At 61.0% G+C, this 16,339-nt stretch carries 14 protein-coding genes and 1 rRNA gene; 5 read left to right on the top strand and 10 right to left on the bottom strand.

Annotated features, from left to right (window positions below; all coding sequences use genetic code 11):
• A complete protein-coding gene (gene dnaK / locus KIH75_RS07190) occupies nt 1-1,881 on the bottom strand; it encodes a molecular chaperone DnaK (RefSeq protein ID WP_219056079.1) in 1,881 nt (626 codons plus the stop codon).
• A 408-nt stretch (nt 1,882-2,289) separates the two neighbouring features.
• Between dnaK and malQ the strand changes: the two genes are divergently transcribed.
• Both malQ and KIH75_RS07180 read left to right on the top strand, forming a co-directional pair.
• Nucleotides 2,290-4,461: a 4-alpha-glucanotransferase gene (gene malQ / locus KIH75_RS07185; protein ID WP_219056078.1), complete on the top strand. Its 2,172-nt coding sequence runs from the start codon at nt 2,290-2,292 to the stop codon at nt 4,459-4,461.
• Between the two features lie 122 nt (nt 4,462-4,583).
• Nucleotides 4,584-5,630 carry a LacI family DNA-binding transcriptional regulator gene (locus KIH75_RS07180; protein ID WP_219056077.1) on the top strand — a complete coding sequence of 349 codons (1,047 nt, stop codon included), beginning with the start codon at nt 4,584-4,586 and terminating at the stop codon, nt 5,628-5,630.
• Nucleotides 5,631-5,799: 169 nt separating this feature from the next.
• On the opposite strand, the gene KIH75_RS07175 is transcribed toward KIH75_RS07180, so the two are convergent.
• The 3 genes from KIH75_RS07175 to KIH75_RS07165 form a co-directional block, all read right to left on the bottom strand.
• The gene (locus KIH75_RS07175) at nt 5,800-6,432 is read right to left on the bottom strand and encodes a YesL family protein (RefSeq protein WP_219056076.1); all 633 of its coding nucleotides are present in this window, start codon (nt 6,430-6,432) and stop codon (nt 5,800-5,802) included.
• Between the two features lie 343 nt (nt 6,433-6,775).
• Entirely contained in the window at nt 6,776-7,618 is an 843-nt protein-coding gene (locus KIH75_RS07170) for a carbohydrate ABC transporter permease (RefSeq protein WP_219056075.1), read from the bottom strand.
• Nucleotides 7,618-8,472: a carbohydrate ABC transporter permease gene (locus tag KIH75_RS07165; RefSeq protein ID WP_219056074.1), complete on the bottom strand. Its 855-nt coding sequence runs from the start codon at nt 8,470-8,472 to the stop codon at nt 7,618-7,620. Before KIH75_RS07165 ends, KIH75_RS07170 begins: the two co-directional genes overlap by 1 nt.
• A gap of 363 nt (nt 8,473-8,835) precedes the next feature.
• Between KIH75_RS07165 and KIH75_RS07160 the strand changes: the two genes are divergently transcribed.
• Nucleotides 8,836-9,855, top strand: a complete 1,020-nt coding sequence (locus tag KIH75_RS07160; RefSeq protein ID WP_219056073.1) for a LacI family DNA-binding transcriptional regulator — start codon at nt 8,836-8,838, stop codon at nt 9,853-9,855.
• 330 nt (nt 9,856-10,185) lie between these two features.
• Here KIH75_RS07160 and KIH75_RS07155 read toward each other — a convergent pair whose 3' ends face one another.
• Together KIH75_RS07155 and KIH75_RS07150 are read right to left on the bottom strand one after the other, a co-directional pair.
• Entirely contained in the window at nt 10,186-11,514 is a 1,329-nt protein-coding gene (locus KIH75_RS07155) for an ABC transporter substrate-binding protein (protein WP_219056072.1), read from the bottom strand.
• Between the two features lie 267 nt (nt 11,515-11,781).
• Nucleotides 11,782-12,483 (bottom strand): histidine phosphatase family protein, encoded by a 702-nt coding sequence (locus tag KIH75_RS07150; RefSeq protein ID WP_219056071.1) that lies wholly within the window; start codon nt 12,481-12,483, stop codon nt 11,782-11,784.
• A gap of 128 nt (nt 12,484-12,611) precedes the next feature.
• Between KIH75_RS07150 and KIH75_RS07145 the strand changes: the two genes are divergently transcribed.
• Both KIH75_RS07145 and KIH75_RS07140 read left to right on the top strand, forming a co-directional pair.
• The gene (locus KIH75_RS07145) at nt 12,612-12,989 is read left to right on the top strand and encodes a DUF4235 domain-containing protein (protein WP_219056070.1); all 378 of its coding nucleotides are present in this window, start codon (nt 12,612-12,614) and stop codon (nt 12,987-12,989) included.
• A gap of 135 nt (nt 12,990-13,124) precedes the next feature.
• Nucleotides 13,125-13,904, top strand: a complete 780-nt coding sequence (locus tag KIH75_RS07140; protein ID WP_219056069.1) for a nitroreductase family protein — start codon at nt 13,125-13,127, stop codon at nt 13,902-13,904.
• Nucleotides 13,905-13,996: 92 nt separating this feature from the next.
• Here the strand turns inward: KIH75_RS07140 and KIH75_RS07135 are convergent, their stop codons facing one another.
• From KIH75_RS07135 to KIH75_RS07120, 4 genes are all read right to left on the bottom strand, one after another.
• Entirely contained in the window at nt 13,997-14,248 is a 252-nt protein-coding gene (locus KIH75_RS07135; protein ID WP_219056068.1) for a hypothetical protein, read from the bottom strand.
• Nucleotides 14,249-14,281: 33 nt separating this feature from the next.
• Nucleotides 14,282-15,844 (bottom strand): MFS transporter, encoded by a 1,563-nt coding sequence (locus KIH75_RS07130; RefSeq protein WP_236028111.1) that lies wholly within the window; start codon nt 15,842-15,844, stop codon nt 14,282-14,284.
• Nucleotides 15,845-16,054: 210 nt separating this feature from the next.
• Nucleotides 16,055-16,171, bottom strand: a 5S ribosomal RNA gene (gene rrf / locus KIH75_RS07125).
• A partial coding sequence (locus KIH75_RS07120) for a hypothetical protein (protein ID WP_219056067.1) occupies nt 16,158-16,339 on the bottom strand: 182 nt, incomplete at its 5' end. The genes rrf and KIH75_RS07120, both read right to left, overlap by 14 nt.

Here is a 16,339-nt window from a genome sequence, read left to right as displayed (position 1 = left end):
TTACTTGTTGTCCTTGTCGTCGTCATCCACGACTTCGGCGTCGACCACGTCGTCGTCGGAGCCAGCGGATGCGCCGGCGGCACCGGCACCGGCGGCACCGGCAGCGCCAGCGGCACCTTCGGCACCCTGCTGCGCGTACAGCGCCTGGCCGATCTTCTGGGCGGAGGTCATCAGCTCGGTCTGAGCGGTCTTCACGGCCTCGATGTCCTCACCCTTCAGGGCTTCCTTCAGCGCGTCGACCTTCTCGGTGACTTCCTTGGCCACGTCGTCGGAGAGCTTGTCCTTGTTGTCGTTGACGAGCTTCTCGGTCTGGTAGGCGAAGGCTTCGGCCTGGTTGCGGGTCTCGGCATCCTCCTTGCGCTTCTTGTCCTCGGCCTCGTGGGCTTCGGCTTCCTTGACCATGCGGTCGATCTCGTCCTTCGGCAGGCCGGAACCACCGGTGATGGTCATGGACTGCTCCTTGCCGGTACCCTTGTCCTTCGCGGACACGTGCACGATGCCGTTGGCGTCGATATCGAAGGTGACTTCGATCTGCGGGACGCCACGCGGAGCCGGAGCGATGCCGGTCAGCTCGAAGGTGCCCAGCGGCTTGTTGTCGCGAGCGAACTCACGCTCGCCCTGGTAGACCTGGATCAGCACGGACGGCTGGTTGTCCTCGGCGGTGGAGAAGACCTCGGAACGCTTGGTCGGGATGGCCGTGTTGCGCTCGATCAGCTTGGTCATGATGCCACCCTTGGTTTCGATGCCGAGGGACAGCGGGGTCACGTCGATGAGCAGGACGTCCTTGCGGTCGCCCTTGATGACGCCGGACTGGACGGCTGCGCCGACGGCCACGACCTCATCCGGGTTCACGGACTGGTTGGCTTCCTTACCGCCGGTGAGCTCCTTGACGAGCTCCTTGACGGCGGGCATACGGGTGGAGCCGCCGACGAGCACGACGTGGTCGATGTCGGAGACGCTGATGCCCGCATCGGCCAGCACGTTGTTGAACGGGGTGCGGCAGCGGCCCAGCAGGTCGGAGGTCATTTCCTCGAAGTGGGCGCGGGTCAGGGTCTCGTCCAGGTGCACCGGGGTGCCGTCGGGGGTCATGGCCAGGTACTGCATGGAGATGGAGGTGCTGGTGGAGCTGGACAGTTCCTTCTTGGCCTGCTCGGCGGCTTCCTTCAGACGCTGCAGGGCGATCTTGTCCTTGCTCAGGTCGACGCCGTACTTGTTGCGGACCTCGCCGACCAGCCAGTCGATGATCTTCTGATCCCAGTCGTCGCCGCCCAGACGGTTGTCGCCGTTGGTGGCCTGCACCTGGATGGTGGAGAAGCCGTCGTCGTCCTTGCCGATTTCCAGCAGGGAGACATCGAAGGTACCGCCGCCCAGATCGAAGACCAGGATGCGCTCATCTTCCTTGCCCTTTTCCAGACCGTAGGCCAGTGCGGCGGCGGTCGGCTCGTTGATGATACGCAGCACGTTCAGGCCGGCGATCTTGCCGGCATCCTTGGTGGCCTGACGCTGGGCGTCGTTGAAGTAGGCCGGGCAGGTGATCACCGCGTCGGTGACCGGCTCGCCCAGATAGGCTTCGGCGTCGCGCTTGAGCTTCATCAGGACCTGCGCGGAGATCTCCTGCGGGGTCCACTTCTTGCCGTCGATTTCGACGGTCCAGTCGGTGCCCATGTGGCGCTTGACCGAGCTGATGGTGCGGTCGACGTTGGTGACGGCCTGACGCTTGGCGACTTCGCCGACCAGGATCTCGCCGGACTTGGAGAAGGCGACCACGGACGGGGTGGTGCGCATGCCTTCGGCGTTCACGATGACGGTAGGTTCGCCGCCTTCAAGCGTTGCGATGCAGGAATTCGTGGTGCCAAGATCGATACCAACTGCACGTCCCATAACTATGACTCCTTATATATGTATGTTCCGTCGGCTGCGGCGGAACAGTGTTCTCGTTCTACGGTTTCCCGCTCACGTTTCTTTCGGGCCTCACGACCCGTTCCAAAACTTGAGCCTACATCACTCAACTTCCCGCTGTCAACTTTTATTCCCAAATTCTTCAAAAACTTGAGTCGATATCCCTCAAGTTTTTGAAACCGGCTTGAAAAGGCGTGATTCCAAGCCGGAAAAAGACAACGAATTCACAAGGTAAACATGATGAAGAGGACACGTGCAGACTTCTCTTTGCAATCGTTGTCAAAATAAGCTATCTTGTACGTTATAAGAGAAATCAGCAAACCGCCCGGGGGATCAACGCAGAATTCTATAGGCACGTTTGCAGAATCACTCGAAGAGGAGCTATCCATCATGACTACCGCCACACAGCGCGAAGAAAGTGCCGAACGTCTCGCACGCCCGCTCATCCAGCTTGCCAAGGCAAGCGGCTTGTCCACCTCCTTCTTCGACCAGCTGGGAACCTACACCGAAATCAGCGACGAGGCCCTGGTCGCAGTGCTTGCGGCCCTCGGCGTCGACGCATCGACCGACGAGGCGATTGCCCACTCCCTCGAACTGCATGAGGAGCAGCAGCGCAACCAGCTGATCCCGCCGACCATCGTCGCCACCACCGGCAGGACCACCACGGTCGAGATCAACTGCAGCGCGGAATGCGACATCACCGCGTCCATCACCCTGGAAGACGGCACCACGTTCGGCGAAGACGTCGACGCGCTGCCCGACCTTGATTCCGCGCATCCGACCATCGCCATCCCCGATTCCCTGCCGATGGGCTACCACACCCTGCACGTCTCCACCGAGGACCGCAGCGCCGATGCCACCATCATCAACGCCCCCGCACATATCGCGGTGCCCGAAGCGGTGGCCGACCATCACCGTTGGGGCTGGATGACCCAGATGTACTCCGTACGCTCCCACGAATCCTGGGGCGTCGGCGATTACGGCGATCTGAAGCGCTTGCTGGCCGACGCCGCCACCAAGTCCGGCGCCGACTTCATGCTGATCAACCCGATCCATGCCAGCGCGCCGCTCACGCCGCTCGAGCCGTCCCCCTACCTTCCGGAATCCCGCCGATTCCTCAATGTCACCTACATCCGCCCGCAGGACATCCCCGAGTACGCCGAGCTTGACGCCGAGGCGCGCGCGAAGGTCGATGCGCTGCACGATAGCGTCGCCGCCAGCAACGAAGATTCCGGCCCCATGGATATCGATGCGGCGTGGGACGCCAAGCGTCCGGCGCTGCGCATCATCTTCGACGCGGGGCGTTCCGCACAGCGCGAAGCCGAGTTCGAGGCGTTCAAGAAGGACGCCGGCCCCGATCTGGATTCCTTCGCGGCCTGGAGCCTGTGCTTCGAGGTCTGGGGTGCGCCGTGGGGCGACAACCCGTGGTTCAAGGAGACCACCGTTTCCAGCGAATCCGTGCAGCAGCTCATCGCCGATAACGCCGATCTGTTCGAGTTCAACCGCTGGCTGCAGTGGATCGCGGCCGAGCAAGTCAACGACGCGCAGCGCACGGCCCTCGACTCCGGCATGGCACTGGGTGTGATCCAGGACATGGCCGTCGGCGTGCACGGCTTGGGCGCGGACGCTTGGGCGAATCCGGAACGATTCGCGGCAAGCGGCGTCACCGTGGGTTGCCCGCCGGACTTCTACAACCAGCAGGGTCAGGATTGGGGTCAGCCCCCGTTCAACCCGAACTATCTTGAGGCCACCGGTTATCAGGTGTACCGCGAGATGGTGCACTTCATGTACGAGCACGCGGGTGCCGTGCGCATCGACCATGTGCTGGGCCTGTTCCGCCTGTGGTGGATTCCGCAGGGTCTGGGCGCACGCAACGGCGCCTACGTGAACTACAACTACGAGGCCATGCTCGGCGTGCTCGCCATCGAGGCGACCCGCGTGGGAGGCATGGTGATCGGCGAGGATCTGGGCACCGTGCCCGATTATGTGCGCCGGGTGCTCGGCGAGCACGGCGTGCTCGGCACCGAGGTCGAATGGTTCGCACGCGTGGATTATTCCCCGAACGCCGGCGACCCGTACATGCCGCCGGAGGATTACCGCCGTCAGGCCTTCGCCTCCGTGACCACGCACGATCTGCCGCCGACCGCCGGCTACCTCAACTACGAGCATGTCGAACTGCGTAAGAAGCTTCATCTGGTCGACGACCCGGAGGCGTTCCGCGAGTCCGCCGAGGCCGAACAGCGTGCCATGCTCGACCGTCTGGTCGACAGCGGCTACATCACGCCCGACGTCGCGGCCGACGTGCCGGCGCATGAGCAGCAGATCGTCGAGGCGATGCACGCCATGCTCTGTGACACCCCGTCCCTGCTGCTGCAGGCCGCCTTGGTCGACGGTGTCGGCGAACACCGCAGCCAGAACCAGCCCGGTACGTCCAGCGAGTATTCGAACTGGCGCGTCCCGCTGTCCGACGCCGACCAGAACGTCGTGCTGACGCCCGACGTCTTCGATTCCCCGCGCGTGCAGTCCCTCGCCAAGGTCATGCGCGACGGCGTCACCAAGTAAACCCAACCAACCATTCGCTGTATTCGTATCCACGTGCGATGACGCGCCTTTGAACGGTCAGAGGCGCGTCATCGCACGTGATATCGTTTTCATAGATTTTCACCATACTGTCAGGAGGATTGGTGGCACAAGCAAGTATTCAGGCGGTCGCCCGCGAGGCGGGAGTCTCCGTATCCACGGTGTCACGCACCTTCGCCAAGCCCGACCTCGTGTTGCCGGAAACCCGCGAACGCGTGATGGCCGCTGCGGAGAAGCTCAACTACCGCATTTCACGTTCCGCCGCGGCGCTGAAGTCGGGGCAATCGTTCCGCATCGCGCTATTGTTCAGCGAATCCATCATCACCTGGTTCAATTCGCGCATCTACGCCGGCCTCGATTCCGTATTCCACCCCGCCGGGTACGACATCTCCGTGTTCTCGATGACCTCCGCCGACGAGCGCAGGAAATTCTTCACCGATCTGCCCGTGTTGCGCAACGCGGACGCCGTCGTGGTGAGCTCCTTCAGCATCGAACCCGATGAGGCCAAGAAGCTCAAGGCCATGAACGTGCCGATCGTCGGCATCAACATCCCGTCGAACGACGGATTCGACGCCGGCGTGAGCATCGACGATCACGCGGCCGAACATATCGCCGTGGATCATCTGGTCGCCTTGGGCCACCAGCGCATCGCCTACATCGGCTACGACGAGATGGACGATCGTTCGGCGCTGCGCTATTCGGCCAGTGCGCGTCTGCAGGGCTTCATGGATGCCTGCAACTCCTACCCGGGCGTCACGCCCATGCCGCTGTCCCTCGACCATGCCGGCGACCCGGCCAACGCGGTGCTCAACTGCATCATCTCCGCCTCGCCCACGCCTTCCGCGGTATGCCTGTGTGATGACGAGCTCGCCATCCCCGCGCTGTTCCGCCTGCGCCAGTACGGCCGTCGCATCCCGCAGGATCTTTCCCTCATCGGCTTCGACGACAACCTGTACGCCTCCAGCCTGGGCCTGACCACCCTGCATCAGGATCCGTACGCCATGGGCGCCAAGGCCGCGCAGAAAACCCTCGCCCTGATCGCATCCGATGGCAAGCATCCTTGCGCCGCCGCCGAGCCGCGGTTCGAAACGCCGCAGGTGCAGCTCATGCTGCGCGAGACCACGGCGCCGTACGTCGATCCCAACGTCTGATCGCGCGACGCAACCAACACTCCATATGGATGATGCCGGCCCCGAAAAGGGTCGGCATCATCCATATGCGGTCATGTGCGGAAACGGGTTCCGGCTCGACGCAGCGCGAACCGCGCATCGTCGGCGCTACAGGCTCACGCAAGCCCTCAAAACGCCCGTTCCCGGGCTTCTACTCGCCGTTCTCACCGTCACCCGAAGCGGACTTCAGGTACTTGGCGAAACCGCGCTCCAGCAGCGGAATATGGCACATGATCATCGTGCCGTAACCCATGACCACCAGCAGGAACAGACCTTGCGGGAAATAGAACCAGCAGGCCGCCAACAGGCCGAGCCACACCGCATCGATGACGACCATGCCCAAGGTCAGCAGAATGCGGCTCACACCGAACACGAACGCGTTCTCCAAAGTCCGTCCCACCGAGTTCTCGAATCGCGCTTGCAAGGCGAACACCCATTCGAAGCCGATCATCCACACGATGGTCAAACCGAATTTCGGAATCAGCAGCGGCGTGATCTGCAACACCACCCAGGCGTATGCCAGTGCGGCGCCGGTAATGCCGAACACCGCCCACAGCGCGGTCGACTTCACGAAGTTCGCGCGGAACGCCTTGAAATAGTTCGCCGTCACGCCGCCGGCCTCACCCTGCAGGGCGCGCCTGGAGGCATCATGCGCGGCCGTGATCGCGGCGCCGATGGTGATGATGGGAATGGACGTGACGATCATCAGAATGTTGATCCAGATGGCGTCCGTGAGATTCCGCAGCTCCTGCATGAACTTCGAATCGGGGGACAGGAAATTCACGTTGCACGCTCCCTTCGTCACGATGACGGCATGCGCCGGGCGACCGCGCCCATCGGCTGCGGGCCGGCACGTCATCGCCTTTCACTTCATGATTCCTTGTACAGGATAGCCTTCCGGCCGAATCGGCATTCGGCCACATATGCGAAGCGGGGGCGGACGGTTCGTTGAGAACCATCCGCCCCCGCCTATCGCTTTCGGACGTTGCGTCAGCCTTTAACAGCTCCGGTCCGGCCATTACGGACCGGCCTTCGGCCGGGCTCATCGTTACCCTCGTTCGGCTATCGCCTCACTCGGGCTGGAGCCTTGCGGCAGCGCACTGCGCTGCCGCATCGGGCTGACTGCGTCAGCCCTTGACGGCTCCAGCCATTACGCCCTTGACGATGTACTTCTGGCAGACCAGGTAGAACACGATGATCGGGATGATCGCGAGGACCAGGCAGGCCATCATGGCGCCCATATCGACGGAACCGTAGCCGCCCTTGAGGTACTGCACGGCCACCGAGATGGTCTTGTACTTGCCCAGGTCGAGCGTCAGGTACGGCAGCAGGTAGTCGTTCCAGATCCACATGGCTTCGAGGATCGCCACGGAGACGATGCTCGGCTTCATGATCGGAACCACGATCTGGAAGAAGATGCGGGGCACGTTCGCGCCATCGATCATTGCGGATTCCTCAAGCTCCTGCGGGATGCCCTTGATCACGCCGGTGAAGATGAACACGGCCAGACCTGCGCCGAAGCCGAGGTACACGATGCACAGGCCCCACGGGGTGTTGAGCTTGAGCATATCGGCCAGCTTGGAGAGGGTGAACATCACCATCTGGAACGGCACGATCATGTTGAACAGGAACAGCGTGTACAGCAGCTTGGCGGCCCAGTTGTTCACGCGGACGATCCACCATGCGCACATCGAGGTGCACAGCAGGATCAGGACGACCGAGCCGACCGTGATCAGCAGGGTCCAGCCGAAGCTGGCGAAGAAGTTCGTGGTTTCGATGCCACGCGTGTAGTTCTCCAGACCGACGAACGCCTTGCCTGTGGGGATGGAGAACGCGTTTGCGGAGATGTACGCCTTCTGCTTGAAGGAGTTGATGATGACCAGCACGATCGGGAAGATCCATGCCAGCGAGACGATGCTGAATAGGGTGGTCCAAAGCGCCGGGTGCTTGACCTTGTTGTTGTCGGTCATCAGGCCGCCACCTCCTTGCTAGTCGTGAGCTTGTTCTGGAGCAGCGCGATCACCGCAACCAGGATGAAGAACAGCACTGCCTTGGCCTGTCCGACGCCTTCCCAGCCCATGCGGCCGTAGAACGTACGGGTGATGTTCATTGCCAGGCCTTCAGACATGTTGCTCGGAGCACCGTTGGTCAATGCGAGGTTCTGATCGTACAGCTTGAAGCCGTTGGTCACGGTCAGGAAGGAGCACACGGTGATGGACGGCATCATGAGCGGGATGATGATCTTGAACATGGTCTGGGTGCCGTTCGCGCCGTCGACCTGGGCGGCTTCGAGCACGTCGGTCGGCAGCGACTGCATGCCGGCGATGTAGATGATCATCATGTAGCCGATTTGCTGCCAGCACACCAGAATGACCAAGCCCCAGAATCCGTATGTCGCGGAATAGGTCAGCGCCCTACCCCAGTGGGCGAGAATGCCGTTGAGCAGCAGCAACCAGATGTAGCCCAGGATGATGCCGCCGATGAGGTTCGGCATGAAGAACACGGAACGGAATAGGTTCGAACCCTTGATCGCCTTGGTCAGCATGTAGGCGATGGAGAACGCGACCACGTTGATCACGATGGTCGTCACGATGGTGAAGGCCGTCGAGAAGCCGAGGGCGTGCAGGAATTCCTTATCCTGCAGTGCCTTGCCGTAGTTCTTGAGCCCGACCCATTCGCCGTCGGTGACGGTTGTGAATTCGCAGAAGCTCAGGTACACGCCCATGATGAAAGGCACCACGAACCCGATGATGAATGCCGCGAAGGTAGGCAGCGCGAACAGCGCCCACCACCTCCGTATTGCTTTTCCAGCCATACTAATCATGAAACACCACTTCCTCCTCCTTGAGTCCGTCGCACTGCGTCGTGCGCGGGATTCAATCCTTGCTGTGCTTGGTGCACCGCTTGCATGGTTCGATATGCTGTGCACACCTTCATGCAAGACGTACTAGTATGGTACGTGTCACGGAAACGTATGTCAAACGTTGTCATTTTCGGCGTTTCCCCCTCATACCAGTCAGAAAAACCTTTGACGTTGACACCTTGAAAATATTATCTTCCCGCCATACCTGCATTGTCGAACAGTAAAATGCAAACGTTTGTAAACCGTTTACTATCCCCCTTACTGGCGGTAGCGGCAAAGTGTAAGCTGAAATTCAAGAAGGTAAATCTGTACAAGGTGGGTCCTATGACTAGCAGCATTCAAGATGTAGCCAAGGCAGCGGGTGTATCCATTTCCACGGTTTCCCGCTCATTCACACGCCCGGACCTGGTTTCCGCAAAGACGCGCAAACGCGTGCTGGATATTGCCAACGAACTCAATTTCTCGTTGTCCCGTTCCGCGGCGGCGCTGAAATCCGGCAAATCCCTACGCATCGCAGTCCTGATGAGCGGCCATATCAGTCTCTGGTTCACCGCGCAGGTCATCGAAGGCCTCAACGAGGTACTGCACGCCGAAGGGTACGATATTTCGATCTTCCAGGTCTCCAGCATCGAGGATCGCAAGGAGTTCTTCGACACGCTTCCGGTGCGCCGCAACGCCGACGCCGTCATCGTCGTCTCCTTCGACATCGATGCCCAGGAGAGCGCACAGCTCGCCTCCGTGGGCGTGCCGATCATCGGCATCAACGCCGTCAAGCCCGAGGAACGCGGCTTCTCCGCCGCCGTCAACATCAACGATGAACAGGGTTCGACGCTCGCCGCCCGTCATCTCATCACGCTCGGCCATCGCAATATCGCCTACATCAGCACCGACCGCGGTGTCTCGCTGTCGTTCTCCGTGAAAAGCCGTTTCGACGTGTTCTGCGAATGCTGCCGCAAGGAGGGCGTCGAACCGCGCATCGTGACCTGCCAGGTCGACCATGACGGCCACTACCAGATCAGCGACGTGGTCACGCAGCTGATGAGTCTGCCGGACATGCCGACGGCCATCGCCTGCCAGGAGGACGGCATCGCAGTGCCGCTGCTGTTCCAGCTGGAACGCAACGGTTTCTCCGTACCCAGCGATATTTCGCTGATCGGCTACGACGACAGCATCTACACCAACGACATCGGCTTGACCACCATCCGCCAGAATCCTGCGGAAATGGCACGCACCGCGGCGCGCATGACGCTCGACCTCATCCAAGGCCGCGACCCCTCCCCCGCATTCGTGGAGGTCCCGGCGCAGCTGATCGTACGGTCCAGCACCTCCGGCGTTCACCGCTGACGGCGTTCGCGCCACATTACACCGCATTGAGGCCCGCTTCCCATGAGGGAGCGGGCCTTGTCGTATTCGGGCGTACACGGGGCGATTGCGGGGCGTGCAGCGCATCATGCGCATCCACGTGCATCTCAACCGTAGGGATATCCGCAGCCCCAGCCCAAACAAAGTCCCCAAACGAAATGATGGCCGCCGACCCGTGAAGGTCGACGGCCATCAGCCATTGGAGAAGTTACATGAAGAAGTTTTAACAGAGAGGATGTGGCGACGGTCGGGGAGAAGGAACCGACCGTCGCCGGTATTCAATTATTGATTCAGTTATTGAGGAGATTGGACTCAGTGGGAGGCCTTGTATTCAGCAGCCCAGTTGTCCACGAACGCGGTCTTCACGGCGTTCCAGTCACCGGTGCCCTGAGCGTACTCAAGCAGAGCGTTGCCCAGCTTGTTCTTCCACTCTTCGGACGGCATCATGGTGAAGTTCCAGGAGACCTGGGTCTTGCCGGACTTCTGATCGTCCTGAGCGGCCTGGACCAGCGGGTTGTCGGACTTGACGTCGGAGAAGGACTTGAACGGGGTGGTGAAGCCCATGTCCTGGCTCAGGGACTTCTTGCCGGTGTTGGAGGTGATGACCCACTTCAGGAAGTCCTTGGTGGCCTGCTTGTCGGCGTCGGAAGCCTTGTCGTTGATGCACCAGTAGTTCTCGGAACCGGTGGCCAGACCCTGCTTCTCCTCGCCCTTGGCGCCGGTGTAGATCGGCATCATGCCGATGGAGTCGGCCTTCATGCCGGCCTTCTCAAGGTCGGTCCAAGCCCAGGTGCCGTTCTGGTAGAAGGCCGCCTGGCCGAGAGCGAACTCGGAGTTGGCGTCGTCACCGGTCTTGGAGCTCAGCTGCGTACGATCGGTGGTGGAGTCGGTGATGTACAGGTCGAAGATGTTCTTGTACTCCGGCAGGTAGGTGCCCTTGATGGTCGCCGGCTGCTCGGTGATGTTGTCCTCGGTGAACTCGTAGTACAGCGGCAGGTTGGCCAGATGGGTCTTGAAACGCCAGTCGGAGCTGGAGTCGAAGCCGGCGGAGGTGAAGGCGCCCTTGATGCCGAGCTGGTCCTTCTTGGCCTGCATGTCGTCGGCGACGGCCTTCAGGGTGTCGAAGTTGTCGATGTCGTCGACGCTCTTGATCTTGGCGCCGTCGGTGGCGATGTACTTGTTCAGGATGTCCTTGTTGTAGATCAGGCCGTAGGTTTCCATCACGTACGGCACGCCGACGACCTTATCGCCGTCCTTCAGGGCCACATCCTTGTTGATGAGCTGGTTGTACGGCTCGGTGTCCTTCATGTCGGCGGTGTAGCGCTTCCAGTTCTGGTAGCCGACGGGGCCGTTGACCTGGAACAGGGTCGGGGCTTCGGTCTTGGCGATTTCAGACTTCAGGGTCTGCTCGTAGGTGCCGGAGGCTGCGGTCTGAACCTTGACCTCGACGCCGGTTTCCTTGGTGTATTCCTTGGCCAGAGCGGTCCACTGGTCGGCCGATTCAGGCTTGAAGTTCAGGTAGTAGACCTTGCCCTTGCTGGAGCTGGAGCTGGAGTTGGAGCCGCATGCGGCAAGCGTGCCCAAAGACATGGCGGTAATGGCAACCAGGCTGACCGCTGCTTTCACGTTACGATTCATCATCGAACCTTTCTCTTCCTTTTTTGTTTCTCCGCCCGAACAGACTGTGTCCGTAGTTAAGGTGTCGGCTTCGGCACCTTCGAAGATTTCAACAGTGCCTATTATGGCGCATCTTCTGCATTCTTGCAAACGATGGCAAAGCTTGGCGTGCCGTAATCATGCGGCACCCCTTGATTTCCCCCGCCTCCGGGCCTATTTCACCGCGCGTCATCGCACGGCGAAACGGGGAGGCGGGACCAAGAAACAGGTAAAATCAGCTCCTTTCTTTTGTCAACAGTTCCAATGCTCGATAACGCGATCACCCTTGTACAGGCTCAGCACCGAATAGTGCGCCGTATCCAAGCGAAGCAGGCGACCGAAGCCTGGATCAAGACCGATCCACTGCGAGGTCAGAATACGCAGAATATGCGCATGCGCGACCAACAGCACATCCTTCCCCGATTCGACGAGCGGCGCCACCTTCCCGATCGCGTCACAGGCGCGTGCGGCGGCGGCATCAAGGCTTTCGCCCGCACCGGCATGCACCTGCACACGTTCGCCGCTCGGAAGCGTCTCCTGCCAGTCCGCATCCATGGATTCCGGCAGGGACGTCGGCCCGTCACGCCACACATCCCAATCGAAACCGGCCATATCGCTCACCGTTTGACGGGTGCGCCCCTCGGCACGGCCATAATCCCATTCCGCGATGTCGTCGAGCGTGGCAACCTGCTCGAAACCGGCCAGACGCGCCGTCTGCTGCGCCCGCTTCAACGGGCTGGCGAACACGCAACCTTCGTCGAATCCTTCGGGGAATGCGGCACGAAGCCGCTCACCGGCAGCCACGGCCTGCTGTTCGCCAACCGACGTCAACGGAATATTCGTACGCCCGGTATGCTGCCCCGATTCGCTCCACACGGTCTGCCCGTGGCGCAGCAAAACCAGATGCCCGGTCTGTGTAGCGGCCGCGCTGCCGCCCAGTTCATTTTCACTCATAGTCACACTTTACCCCGTACACGGTGGCAATCCACCGGCACGCCGTTTCCCGCGAGCCTGAACCGCATGGCCGCGCACACTGCGCTTCGATGGACGGCACGCGATCGGCCGGCGGTAGACTGGTGCGTATGAGCGACGAAACCTACACCGCATCCGAATCGACGGCCGACCGCGCGGTCGAAGCCCTGCACCGCATCGACGGCAAAGTCGCTGAGTTGCGCAAGCAGCGACTGGAGGATCCGGATTCCGCCACCGACAAGCTGGCCAAGGCGATCATCCCCACCGTCACGAGCATGGTTGCAGGCAAACTCTTCCAGCTGGCCTGGGACAAGGCGTGGAAGCGCCACGGCAGGAATACGGAGAGTGCCGGCAAGGGGCTTGCGATGACCCTCGCGTTCACCGCGGCCTCGGCCGCGTTCGGAGCCGCCGTATCCACGTTGTCCGAACGGGGTTCGCAGGCATTGATCGACCGCAGCCATCGCAAGCAAAGCCGCGGCAAGCGCTGATTTTGCGCTCATGGCGCGTTTTCTGCGTCACCTGCGTCCCAGTAGCTCGTCTCAACCGAAAACTTCACGAAAACCACGCGGGAATCCTTGGACATTCCGATTGCGCGGGTCGTGCAATCGCGTGAAAATAGCGGTATGACCGAACTCATTCATAACGACACCATCGACACGCTTCTTGAGCGTCGTTCCATCCGCAAATTCAAAGACGAGGAGCTGGGTGACGATGTCATCGCCACGCTGGAAACCGTCGCGCAGCGCGCGCCGTCCAGCCAGTTCCTCAACGATTGGTCCGCGATCCGCGTCACTGATCCCGCCATCAAGGAACAGCTCGCGCACATCGGCAGGCAGCCGTATATCGCGCAGGCGCCCCTTCTGTACGTGTTCGTGCTCGACGAGCACCGCAACGCCGCAATCGCCCGTTCCAAGGGCGTGGAAACCGGCAACGACACGTTCACGCTGAATTCCAGCTACCGTTACACGCAGGCTCAGAACGACGCCGTACTGGCGCTGCATGCCATGGAAACCGCCGCATACTCCCTCGGATTGGGATGCGTGGTGCTCGGTTCCATTCTGAACGACGCCGCCGCACTTGTGGACCTGCTGGATCTGCCGGAATACACGTACCCCGTTCTGGGTCTGGCGATCGGCAAACCCGATCAGGAGCCGACGCTCAAGCCGCGTATGCCTCGTTCCATGCAGTTCTTCGAAAACGGCTACCCATCCAGCGACGAACGTCTGCTGGCCGGATTGGCCGAATTCGATGACGAAGTGCACCAGTATTACGATCTGCGCAACACGGAACGTCCCGTCGACGCGTTCAGCAAGCAGATCGCGGAGAACGCCGTGGACGATGGTGTACTGTCCAAGCCGGTGCTGCCGTTGTCCGAGCGTCAGGGATTCCGTCTGGACCGCTGATCCGGATCGTCGCGCGATTCATCATTCCGCATACGAAAAAGGCTGTCCGAAACCGTTCATATGGTTTCGGACAGCCTTTCGTTTTCCTGCGACTATCGCCGACGCGGCTTGTACCCTTTCTTACGCGACCTGGGCTTCATCTGCCGATCCGACGGCATGGTCCTGTAGCTCGACTGCGGATCATGATGCGTCAGATGCCAGGTTCCGCAGAATTCGCACCGGTAGACCCACAGTTCGGCCCCGCGCTCACGCCAGCTTTGATCGGCGGCCCGCTGGGCCGTTGCCTTGTCGTGGTACATGATCTTATTCGACTCGGCGCAACGCTTAGGTACGAAGTAATGCATAGTGCCACATAGTGTAGTCGCTTAAGCAGACGGTCAGCGCTTGGCCACGAAGGCCCTGAAATTGGCCAGGCAGGCGCATGCCACGGCCAAAGCCAGCACGATGAAGCCCAGGTGTGCGCCACGCTGCGTAGCCGCCACGAACGAGGCGGAACCCACTTGACCGTGGCCAGACTGGGCGATGCCCAGGCATACCGACATCACGGTCGTGCCGACCGCGCCGGACAGCTGCTGGAAGGTGTTGAACAGCGCGTTGCCGTCGGCCTTGAACTCCGGGTGCACGGGAGCCATGCCGCATGTCATCGTATTCGCGAAGCACATCGAGAAGCCGACCATATACACGAAATAGCATGCGCCGATCATGATGACGTTCGATCCCGGACCGATCAGCACGGCCATCAGCACCGTACCGAGCAACGCCGCCGCCATGGCGGCGGCAATGGGACGGACCGGTCCGAATTTGTCCAGCAGAGAGCCAGCAACGGGGCCCATGATGGCGCCGAGCAGCGCACCGGGCAGCACGATGGTGCCGGCGGCAAGCACGGAGGCTCCGAAGCCCAGCTGCGAGGCGTTCGGAATCATGTAGCCGTAGCCGATGGTGACGAACTGCAGCAGCACATAGGCCAGCAGATGCCAGCGGAATTTCACGCTGTGCAGCACGCCGAGACGCACCAGCGGGGAGAACGCCCTCCTCGACAGCACCGCGAACAGCACCAGCATCGCAACGGCCACGCACAGCAGCACAACCGCGATGATGCAGGCGCCGGCGGCACCTTTATCACCGGTGCTGATCGCGGTGATGGCGGCGCCGCCGCGGTCAAGCGCGAATACGAAGCTCACGAATCCGGCGGCAAGCAGCAGCACGTGCAGCGGGTTGATATGCGCGTCTTCAAGCGGAGCCACCTGATGGATGTTCTTCAGTCCCAGCAGGAGCGAAACCAGCAGGAACGGCAGCATGATGACGAAGATCCAACGCCAGGGCATGAACGTACCGACCAGTCCGCCGACGGTCGGGCCAAGTGCCGGGGCGACCGCCACGATCATGCCGCCGATGCCCATGAACATGCCGATACGGGTTCTGGGGGACTGTTCGAGAATGATGTTGAACATCAACGGCAGGGCGATGCCGGTACCCGCGCCTTGCAGCAGACGGGCGACCATCAGCATCGGGAAGTTCAACGTGCATGCGGCCATAAGGCAGCCGGCGATGCACAGCAGAATCGCGGTAAGGAAGATGTTCTTCAGCGGATATTTACGTTTCAGATATGAGGACAGTGGGGTGACCAGGGAAACCATCAGCAGGTAGCCGGTGGTCAGCCATTGGATGGTGGACGTGTCGACGTGGAATTCGGCCATGAGTTCGGGGAACAGCACGTTGGTCAGGGTTTCGGTCAGAATGCCGATGAATGCCATGATGCCCGTCGCGACGATGGAGAGCACCAGGGTCGGTTGGATGCGGTCGTCACCGTTTGCCGGGCGATCGTTCCTGCTGTCAGGGGACGTTGTGACGGTCGTATTCGATGCAGATTGCATGGGATGCCGCGAATCGTCCTGGGAGTTCTTCTGATTGGAGATGTTATGCGCAGTGGATTGTGACATGCGTTGAACGCCGTTTCCGGCAATACCTTTCACGGCCCGGCGGAATGGAATCGGATAACGCGGGTATGCCGAGCGATTCCCCGGTATCCTTCCGTGATCGCTTCGCCGCGTCGGGCCCGTCCGTGTCACTCGGGACAAGATCCCCGTATACGACGAGAGCCCTTGGGAATCCCGGAGGACTCTACCAAGGGCTCAACGCCATCACAGTAAAAGCGGCGACGTGCTACTCTCCCACACCCTCTCAAGTGCAGTACCATCGCCGTGCAAGGCCTTAGCTTCCGGGTTCGGAAAGGGACCGGGCGTCTCACCTTGGCTATGGTCGCCGCAAATCTTCAACTATCACCACCCCCATAGGGATGATGGCAAGTGGCGGTTCGGGAACCGGACAATGGACGCGATGAATCGTTCCGTGGATCAAACGGATGCTCCCTATCATCGGGAACAAGCCGAAGGACGCAATACGGGCAACACCAAAAAAAACTTGATGTGATTGTA

This window comes from Bifidobacterium pongonis (genome assembly GCF_019331805.1).
In the GTDB taxonomy this organism is placed as follows: domain Bacteria; phylum Actinomycetota; class Actinomycetes; order Actinomycetales; family Bifidobacteriaceae; genus Bifidobacterium; species Bifidobacterium pongonis.
The sequence above is the reverse complement of the archived record's forward strand: the minus strand, read 5'-3'. Positions and strand labels throughout refer to the sequence as shown.

Excerpts from the sequence above, each read along its gene's own strand:
- dnaK (WP_219056079.1), bottom strand. The coding sequence starts at position 1,881 with ATGGGACGTGCAGTTGGTATCGATCTTGGCACCACGAATTCCTGCATC.
- malQ (WP_219056078.1), top strand. The coding sequence starts at position 2,290 with ATGACTACCGCCACACAGCGCGAAGAAAGTGCCGAACGTCTCGCACGC.
- KIH75_RS07170 (WP_219056075.1), bottom strand. The coding sequence starts at position 7,618 with ATGACCGACAACAACAAGGTCAAGCACCCGGCGCTTTGGACCACCCTA.
- KIH75_RS07165 (WP_219056074.1), bottom strand. The coding sequence starts at position 8,472 with ATGATTAGTATGGCTGGAAAAGCAATACGGAGGTGGTGGGCGCTGTTC.
- KIH75_RS07160 (WP_219056073.1), top strand. The coding sequence starts at position 8,836 with ATGACTAGCAGCATTCAAGATGTAGCCAAGGCAGCGGGTGTATCCATT.
- KIH75_RS07155 (WP_219056072.1), bottom strand. The coding sequence starts at position 11,514 with ATGATGAATCGTAACGTGAAAGCAGCGGTCAGCCTGGTTGCCATTACC.
- KIH75_RS07150 (WP_219056071.1), bottom strand. The coding sequence starts at position 12,483 with ATGAGTGAAAATGAACTGGGCGGCAGCGCGGCCGCTACACAGACCGGG.
- KIH75_RS07145 (WP_219056070.1), top strand. The coding sequence starts at position 12,612 with ATGAGCGACGAAACCTACACCGCATCCGAATCGACGGCCGACCGCGCG.
- KIH75_RS07140 (WP_219056069.1), top strand. The coding sequence starts at position 13,125 with ATGACCGAACTCATTCATAACGACACCATCGACACGCTTCTTGAGCGT.
- KIH75_RS07135 (WP_219056068.1), bottom strand. The coding sequence starts at position 14,248 with ATGCATTACTTCGTACCTAAGCGTTGCGCCGAGTCGAATAAGATCATG.
- KIH75_RS07130 (WP_236028111.1), bottom strand. The coding sequence starts at position 15,844 with ATGTCACAATCCACTGCGCATAACATCTCCAATCAGAAGAACTCCCAG.